A 3092-nucleotide genomic window follows, 5' to 3' on the forward strand; every position below is an offset into this window, starting at 1 on the left:
GGGGGGGGTGGGGGCCCCCGCCCCGCCCCCCCCCGCTGGACCGGCCGGGGGACTGACCGGCCGGCGGGGGACCGCAAGGTCAGTCGCACCACTTCACGTGGTCGAAGTTCTTCACGTAACGGGCGCTGATCCAGGCCTGCTTGCCGTCCTTGCCGTCCTTGGCCTCCGGACGGTCCTTCCCGTTCCTGCCGTCCTTGTCGTCCCGCCCGCCCTTCCCCTTCTTGCCGTCCTTGTAGTCCCGCCCGTCCCGCCCGTCCCGGCCGTCCCGACCGTCTCGGCCATCCCGGCCGTCTCGCCCGTCTCGGCCGTCTCGGCCGTCCCGGCCGTCCTTCCCGTCCTTGACGTTCCTCAGCCCCGACGCGTCCGAGGCCTGCTGCCCGTCCATGGGCTGCTTCCCGTGCTCCTCCTTCTCCTCCTTGAGGTGGAGGAGGTACCAGACGTTGTTGCCGTCGACCCATTCGCCGCGCACCTTGCACAGGATCGCGACCTTGTGGTCCGGCTTCACGTGCCCCACGGGCTTCGAGCGGCTGGTCGGCTTGCTGCGGATCTTCAGCGGAACGCGCGAGACGACCTTGCCGACCGTGTACTTCTCGCCCTGGTAGGTGCTGGACTGGTCGTTCTCCGGTTCCAGGACGACGAGCTCCTGCGACGGCGTGTCCGCCGCCGGACCGTCGTCCGCGAAGGCGGCGCCCGCGCCGACCGAGCCGAGCACCAGGCTTCCGGCGGCGAGAGCGAGGATGGTCCTGGTGGGCTTCTGCATGTGCAGGCTCCTCTACGAAGACATCCGTCCGGCCGCGGTGTACCGCGGGCCGGGGGTGGCAGCCACTCGGCTGCCAGGGTCGACTATGGCGACGGCACGTCGGACAACCCTGATGACTCACCGCCGTATAGCCCGAAATGCCCAATCCTCGCCGTGGTGGCAGCGCGCCGTGGCGGCGCCGGTTCGAGGGACGCCGAACGGGCCGCAGCCGACCGTCCGGCCGGATGGCTCCGGATGCGCGGGTCCGGGCCCGCCGCCACAGTGGGTCCATGGGTATCGATGACTACAGCGGCGGCCCGGGGGCCCAGCAGACCGGCGTCCTGGTCGTGACGACGAACGACGTTCCCGGCTACCGGGTCGAGCAGGTCATCGGTGAGGTCTTCGGCCTCACCGTCCGCTCGCGCCACCTCGGCAGCCAGATCGGTGCGGGACTGAAGTCGATGATCGGCGGCGAGCTGAAGGGACTGACCAAGACCCTGGTGGAAACCCGCAACCAGGCCATGGAACGGCTCATCGAAGCGGCCAAGTCCCGCGGCGCGAACGCCGTCCTGATGATGCGGTTCGACGTGACCGACGCCGCCGACGTCGGGACCGAGGTGTGCGCGTACGGGACGGCCGTCGTGATCGCCCCCGCCTCCGCCTGAAACCGCGCCGCCGGCCGTCGCCCCCGTCGTCCAACTGCGGTACGGGCGGCGGCCGTACGGGGGAGCCGGCATCTGCGGACCGTGATCCACCGGGCCGGCGGCCCTCAAGGGGACGCGGGCGTCCGGTCCTTGCGCGGCTGCGGCTGCGGCTGCGGCCGCGTCCGTACGGGCCCGGGGCCGGGCCGGGACCCGGGCCGAGGTGTGCGGAGCCCGGCCGCCAGCCCGCCGACCACGACGACCAGGCCCAGCCACACCGGCAGGCCCGGCAGCCCGCCGCCGCAGAGCGCGCCGATGGCGGCCGCGGCGAGCGGCGCGACGCCGGTCAGCAGGCCGGCCCGGCCGGCGCCCACGGCGGCGACCGTGCGGTACCAGAGGAGGAACGCCACCGCGGTCACCATGACGGCGAGGTACCCCGCGGCCGCCCACTGGGCCGGTCCGACGGCCGCCAGGCCGGACGGGTGCTCGGTGAGCAGGGTCAGTCCCCCCAGCATCACGGCCCCCAGCCACACCGCGTGCACCGACACCCCCCACGGTCCGTGCCGCCCCAGCACCGGCACCGCCAGCAGCGTGAACGCGGCCTCGCAGGCCAGCGCGAGCGCGGCCCAGGCCACCCCGGCGGCATCCGTGCGGCCCGTCCCCTCCACGAGCACGGCCCCGGCCACGACCACGGGAGCCGCGAGCAGGACCCTGCGACTGGGACTGCGCCGCTCCAGCAGCGGTCCGATCACCCCGAGGAGGACCGGTACGGAGGCCACCGCAACGGCGATCACGGCCGGTTCGGCATGCGCGACACCGCGGACGACGGCCACGTTGAACAGGACGAGTCCGGTCGCCGCGATCCCGCCCAGCCACAGCCACTCGCGGCCGCGCGGCCGCAGGACCGGCACCCGGGCGGCCCGGGCGAGCGCGAGGAGGAGCAGGGTGGCGACCGCGTACCGGACGGCCTGGGTGGCGAACAGCGGGGCGTGGACCAGGGAGCGCGAGACGCCGACACTGCTGCCGACCAAGGCCATGCCGAGGGCGCCGGGCGCGAGGTCGCGAAGAGAGGTGTTCATACGGTTCAGCCTCTGCCAGCATTGGACCCATGGACAGTGCCGAACCGGATCGATCCAAGGGGTCCAAAACGAGGGGCTCGGACTTCCTCCAGCTGGATCCGGCGCAGGCACCGCCGGGCCGCCGCACCGACTGGCTGACGGCCCGCATCCGCGCCGCCATCGCCGACGGCACGCTGCCGGTGGGCAGCAGGCTCCCGCCGGGCCGGGTCCTCGCGGCGGAACTCGGGGTCACCCGCGGCCTGGTCACCGAGGCCTACCGGCGCCTGGCGGACGCGGGCCAGGTGGCGGGCCGCGGCCGCGCGGGCACGATCGTCCTGGCCGCCCCGATCCCGCCCGCCCCTGCCCCTCCAAGGGCACCCTCCACCCCGCCCGGCGCCCCACCCGCGCCCGGCGGACCTTTCGCCCCGGCGGCCTCGACGGCGCCGACTGCGCCGGCGGACCCGCTCGCTGCCGTCCCACTCGCCCCGGCTCCTGCGGCGACACCGTCCGCCGCACCCGCACCCGGCGCCCCGGCCCTGTCCGGCGGACCTTTCGCCCCGGCTGGTGGGGGGGGGCGCGCCGCGCCGCGGGGGCGGGGGCGGGGCGCGCGGGGGGGGCGGCCGCCCCCCCCGGGCCGCGGGCGCTGGCGGGGGG

General features: G+C 75.4%; 4 protein-coding genes. 2 read left to right on the forward strand and 2 right to left on the reverse strand.

The genetic code is table 11. From position 1 onward, the window contains the following. Positions 1-79: 79 nt before the first annotated feature. Positions 80-760, reverse strand: a complete 681-nt coding sequence (locus ACFXA3_RS39675; RefSeq protein ID WP_385195816.1) for a hypothetical protein — start codon at positions 758-760, stop codon at positions 80-82. A 269-nt stretch (positions 761-1029) separates the two neighbouring features. Here ACFXA3_RS39675 and ACFXA3_RS39680 point away from each other — a divergent pair, with 269 nt between their 5' ends. Further along, complete coding sequence (locus ACFXA3_RS39680; RefSeq protein WP_385195818.1) at positions 1030-1404, forward strand: YbjQ family protein; 375 nt, start codon at positions 1030-1032, stop codon at positions 1402-1404. Between the two features lie 104 nt (positions 1405-1508). Here the strand turns inward: ACFXA3_RS39680 and ACFXA3_RS39685 are convergent, their stop codons facing one another. Beyond that, a complete protein-coding gene (locus ACFXA3_RS39685; protein WP_385195821.1) occupies positions 1509-2459 on the reverse strand; it encodes an EamA family transporter in 951 nt (316 codons plus the stop codon). 29 nt (positions 2460-2488) lie between these two features. Here ACFXA3_RS39685 and ACFXA3_RS39690 point away from each other — a divergent pair. Beyond that, the coding region (locus ACFXA3_RS39690) for a GntR family transcriptional regulator (protein ID WP_385195823.1) at positions 2489-3092 on the forward strand (604 nt) is incomplete at its 3' end.

It is taken from the genome of Streptomyces sp. NPDC059456 (assembly GCF_042750055.1).
In the GTDB taxonomy this organism is placed as follows: domain Bacteria; phylum Actinomycetota; class Actinomycetes; order Streptomycetales; family Streptomycetaceae; genus Streptomyces.

What these genes read in the sequence shown, in the direction of transcription:
- ACFXA3_RS39675 (WP_385195816.1), bottom strand. Translation starts at nt 760, where the DNA reads ATGCAGAAGCCCACCAGGACCATCCTCGCTCTCGCCGCCGGAAGCCTG.
- ACFXA3_RS39680 (WP_385195818.1), top strand. Translation starts at nt 1,030, where the DNA reads ATGGGTATCGATGACTACAGCGGCGGCCCGGGGGCCCAGCAGACCGGC.
- ACFXA3_RS39685 (WP_385195821.1), bottom strand. Translation starts at nt 2,459, where the DNA reads ATGAACACCTCTCTTCGCGACCTCGCGCCCGGCGCCCTCGGCATGGCC.